Here is a 4883-nt window from a genome sequence, read left to right on the forward strand (position 1 = left end):
CCCTCGGTGTGCGCGCCATCGCCCCCGCCTCCGTCCGTCGGACATCCACCCGACCGGCCGGATCATGTCAGCCCAGGGCTGACAGGCTCCCGGCGGGCTTGCCACGCCCCTCCCCGCATGGGGGAGGATGGCCAGATCCGTACGAAGGGAAATTCACGGTGACCATCGACCCGTCCTCGATTCCGAACTTCGGGGGCAAGCAGCCCGAGCCGCAGCCCCAAGGACCGGCGGGCCCCGTCGTCCCGGATCAGGATCTTGTGAAGCAGCTCCTCGAACAGATGGAGCTGAAGTACGTCGTCGACGACGAGGGCGACCTCGCGGCGCCGTGGGAGCAGTTCCGTACGTACTTCATGTTCCGCGGCGAGGGTGACCAGCAGGTCTTCTCGGTGCGGACGTTCTACGACCGGCCCCACCAGATCGACGAGAAGCCGCAGCTTCTCGAGTCGGTCGACGACTGGAACCGGCGCACCCTGTGGCCCAAGGTGTACTCCCACACCCACGACGACGGCACCGTCCGCCTGATCGGCGAGGCGCAGATGCTGATCGGCATGGGCGTCAGCCTGGAGCACTTCGTCTCCTCGACGGTCAGCTGGGTGCGGGCCGCCATCGAGTTCGACCGGTGGCTCGTGGAGCAGCTCGGCCTGGAGCAGGAGGTCAACGAGGCGGAGAAGCCGACCGACGAGGACGGCGAGTAGTCCGCCCCACGTGCGGCGAGCCCGGTCCCGGCAGTAAGGGGGCCGGGCTCTTCATGTCCTGACCTGACCTGACCTGACCCGGCCCGTCGCCCCACCGCGGCCCACTCCCCCGACACCTCGTCGGCCCACCCACTCGCTTGTCGTGCGACAGGATCCGACGCGGACCTCCGGCACCACCGGTGAGCCTGCCGTGCAGCTCGCCCGAACCGGTCTGCCGACGCAGCGCAGGGCCCGGTGACACCGCACTGTCCGTCGTATTCTGACCACATACGGGAAGGAGCCGTCCATGAGCGTCGACGCGATCGTGCACACCGAGTTCCCCAAGGGGTACACGGTCCTGTTCGGAGCTGACGGAAAGGTGATCATGACTCCGCAGAGCGAAGAGCACTCCAGCACCATCAGGTCGATGCAGATCGACTCTCTCGCTCTCGGCCGTCACGCGAAGGTCACCTCCGACGTCTACATCGACTTCCCCGCCGACGAGAACTCGGCCCCCGATCTGGCGATCTTGCGCGAGGACGCACGCAAGGAGGGCAAGCGCTACAGCTTCGAGGACGTCCTGCTGATCTCCGAGGTCGTCTCGACTTCCTCCGCGCGTAAGGACTACGACGACTGCACGGCCAAGTACGGCCGCTACGGCATCCCCGTCTACCTGGTCGTGGACCCCTACGCCCAGGAAGTCGTCCTCCACACCCGGCCGACCGCTACCGGTTACATCGCGGCCCACACCCACAAGTACCGCACGGGCAAGCTCCCCATCCCCCTGGCCGATGGCCGCACCTTCACCCTCGACCTCGACGAACTCCCGTTGCCGGAGCCCGAGGCGGACGCCCGCTGACGAGCCGGTCCGTGGCCTCCTCCAGCACCTCTGTCCGCTTGCAGAACGCGAACCGGACGAAGGGCGCGCCCTGTTCGCGGTGGTCGTAGAAGACCGCGTTCGGAATGGCGACCACCCCGCAACGCTCCGGCAGCGAGCGGCAGAAGGCGAAGCCGTCGCTCTCACCGAGAGGGCGGATGTCGGTGGTGACGAAGTAGGTGCCCGCCGGCCGGAACACCTTGAAGCCCGCTTGCTCCAGACCGTCCGCGAGCAGCCCGCGCTTGGCCCGCATGTCTGCGCGGAAGTCGTCGAAATACGAGTCCGGCAGGCGCAGCGCCTCGGCGACCGCGTACTGGAAGGGGCCGGAGGCCACGTACGTCAGGTACTGCTTGGCCGAGCGGACCGCCGTGACCAGGGCCGGCGCCGCGGTGACCCAGCCGACCTTCCAGCCGGTGAAGGAGAACGTCTTGCCGGCCGACCCGATGGTCACCGTGCGCTCGCGCATCCCCGGGAAGGTCGCCAGCGGGATGTGCTCGGCGGTGTCGAAGACCAGGTGCTCGTACACCTCGTCGGTCACCACCAGCAGGTCCCGCTCCACGGCCAGCTCGGCGATCGCGGCCAGTTCGGCGCGGTTCAGGACCGTGCCCGTCGGGTTGTGCGGGGTGTTCAGCAGCAGCAGCCGAGTGCGGTCGGTGACCGCGTCGCGCAGCTCGTCGAGGTCCAGGCGGAAGACGGCACCCTCGTCGGTGGTGTGCGGGCGCAGGGTCACCGGCACGCGGGTGCCGCCCGCCATCGCGATGCAGGCCGCGTACGAGTCGTAGTACGGCTCCAGCGCGATCACCTCGTCGCCGGGCTCGAGCAGCGCCAGCAGGGAGGCGGCAATGGCCTCGGTGGCACCGGCCGTGACCAGGACCTCGGTGTCCGGGTCGAAGGACAGGCCGTAGCGCCGCTGCTGGTGGCCGGCGACGGCGGCGCGCAGTTCGGGGACGCCGGGGCCCGGCGGGTACTGGTTGCCGTGCCCGTCGCGCAGGGCCCGTACGGCGGCCTCCCGGACCTCCTCGGGGCCGTCGGTGTCCGGGAATCCCTGGCCCAGGTTGATCGCGCCGGTCCGCACGGCCAGGGCGGACATCTCGGCGAAGATCGTCGTTCCGAACTCCGCCAGCCGGCGGTTCAGAAGGGGGCGGGCGCTGGAGCTCATGGAGGTCATGGCGGTCATCCTGCGCCGAAGCTCTGGACTTCCTCAACTCACCTTCGGCGGTGGCCACCTGCGCCGATGTTCCGGGCACCCCCTCTGACCTGCGCGTGGTCAGTCGACGTCTGTCATCGTCGGTCGACGTGGACCCCCCCTCGCACGGCCCAGGGACGGCCCGGGACTCACCTAAGAGGTCATCTCAATTGGCCCGGCCGCGCGCTTGAATGCGGGTGGGATTGGGGTGGGCTCTGTCGCATGATCACGCCATGACGAGTCCTGCCGCCTTTCGGGATCAGACCAACTGGTCCGATGGCTAGTACGAGCTGGCCATAGAGGTCGGATCGAGTGATGATGCCCAGCTTCAGGCCGTCCTGATTTCTCTGTGGTCCGCCGCCGACGTTCACCGCTGCTTCGGGCAGAGAGACCGTGAACCTGAGGAGCAGGATCCCGTGCCGTGCACGCTTGGCTCACTGACCGGATTCGGCCACTCCATGGTCAGGTCCGTCTGCCGACGGGCCAACTGGTCGTGTGCGGTTGTGTGGCGGTCCGCGGCGGTGATGAAAGCCGCGACTGGCTGGACTTCTATGTCCCCGTCGGTGCGCTGGGGCACGCGGGTCTTGCGTACTGGGACGGTCGGCCGTTCTTCAGGTCCGACGTGATGGACGAATGGCTGGCTGCCATCGGGACCGAAACCTTCCAGAGCGCCTTCTTCAGCCTGGGGGCATCGGCTTCGAGGTCTCTGGTCGCACCGACGCATCGACGCTGGCAGGAAGGTCGCCGCAGACACGCGGCATCGGATATCTGCTTCCACAAGGCAACGTCCCGCAGTATGGCGCCGCCAACACCTGAGGGGTCGTTCTCATTCCGAACCTCGTGTGTGGGTCTCGCTGGTCAGGCACGGGATGGCCGCTGCTGCGGGCTCGCGAGCGGTTGGAGAACGGCCAGTTACGCGTTGGCGTCAATGAGCATCAGGACGGCTCCTACGGGCACCGTGGCGTCCGGACTGACCTTCAGGTCGCACACCACGCCCGAGACCGGGGAGGCCAGCTCAAGCGAGACCTTGTCGGTCTCCAGGTCCGCCAACGGCTGTCCGCTTGCCACCCGGTCTCCCACGGTGACATGAACACGGGAGACGAGCACCTGGTCCTGCCCCCACTCACCGTCCGGCGAAGGTGCCTGCGGAACCACAGCCGATGTCAGAGGTAGTTCGGGTTCGATGAACAGCAGGACCGAGCCGACCGCCATGGTCGAACCAACGGCTGCCCTGACGCGGCCGACGCTTCCTCGCGTGAGGGAGGTCATCTGCAGCGTGACGAGAAGGTTTCCACCCTGCACTGTCCTTGAGGTACTGACCGCTACTACGGGCTGACCGCGTTCCACACGACTACCCGCGGAGACGTGCACTTCAGCGACCGTCACACGGTCATGCCCCCATTCCGCCCCGCGACCAGGGGCATTCGGGACCCGGAGGGTAATCCCCGTGTCGGCCGGGGTGGGAGAGGCGCCAGTGTCGATGATCACCAGGACGGCCCCGAGGGGGACCGTGTCGTCCCACCTGACTCTGACGTCGCTCACCACGCCCGAGACCGGGGAGGCCAGCTCGAGCGAGACCTTGTCGGTCTCCAGGTCCGCCAACGGCTGTCCGCTTGCCACCCGGTCTCCCACGGTGACATGAACACGGGAGACGAGCACGCGGTCCTGCCCCCACTCTCCCTCGGGCGATGGCACCTCTGGAACCAGAACGGGTGTTGGATCTCCCACCGGCTTCCTCCACACATGGCACTAGCGGCCTGTGAGCGCGAGGGCACCCGCGAGCCGTGACAACGAGAGACGAGGGTAGTGCTCAGACCTACGCCTACCTGGCGGGACAAGCCTGATCGTGGCGACCTCACTCCGACGGCCCCTGGCACGGCCGACGGGAGAGCTGCGAGGCTGCCCCGCAGCGGTCCGATCACTGGCCGTTCTCTAACCGCTCGCGAGCCCGCAGCAGCGGCCATCTCATGCCTGACCAGCGAGACCCACACACGAGGTTCGGATAGAGAACGACCTCTAAGAGGTCGTTTTCATCTGTCTTGCCTGTTTATGGATGGATTCTCGGTGGGTGAGGATGCGATGCGAAAGGGGCAGCCGGTGCGGCTGGAGTCGATGAGTCCTGAGGTGTGACTGTTGGGGCGGAGTG

4 protein-coding genes are annotated in these 4883 nt (G+C 67.6%); 2 read left to right on the forward strand and 2 right to left on the reverse strand.

The window, feature by feature from the left end; genetic code table 11:
• Positions 1–158 precede the first annotated feature (158 nt).
• Together DMH12_RS37090 and DMH12_RS37095 are read left to right on the forward strand one after the other, a co-directional pair.
• Positions 159–695, forward strand: a complete 537-nt coding sequence (locus DMH12_RS37090; RefSeq protein WP_122616738.1) for a YbjN domain-containing protein — start codon at positions 159–161, stop codon at positions 693–695.
• A 286-nt stretch (positions 696–981) separates the two neighbouring features.
• On the forward strand, positions 982–1533 hold the full coding sequence (locus DMH12_RS37095) for a Uma2 family endonuclease (protein ID WP_125495680.1): 552 nt from the start codon (positions 982–984) through the stop codon (positions 1531–1533).
• Here DMH12_RS37095 and DMH12_RS37100 read toward each other — a convergent pair.
• Together DMH12_RS37100 and DMH12_RS37110 are read right to left on the reverse strand one after the other, a co-directional pair.
• A complete protein-coding gene (locus tag DMH12_RS37100) occupies positions 1478–2719 on the reverse strand; it encodes a pyridoxal phosphate-dependent aminotransferase (RefSeq protein ID WP_125495681.1) in 1242 nt (413 codons plus the stop codon). The two genes, DMH12_RS37095 and DMH12_RS37100, sit on opposite strands and share 56 nt — an antisense overlap.
• Before the next feature lie 930 nt (positions 2720–3649).
• On the reverse strand, positions 3650–4465 hold the full coding sequence (locus DMH12_RS37110) for a biotin/lipoyl-containing protein (RefSeq protein ID WP_185832762.1): 816 nt from the start codon (positions 4463–4465) through the stop codon (positions 3650–3652).
• Positions 4466–4883: the final 418 nt, after the last annotated feature.

It is taken from the genome of Streptomyces sp. WAC 04229, from assembly GCF_003947455.1.
Classification (GTDB): Bacteria; Actinomycetota; Actinomycetes; order Streptomycetales; family Streptomycetaceae; genus Streptomyces.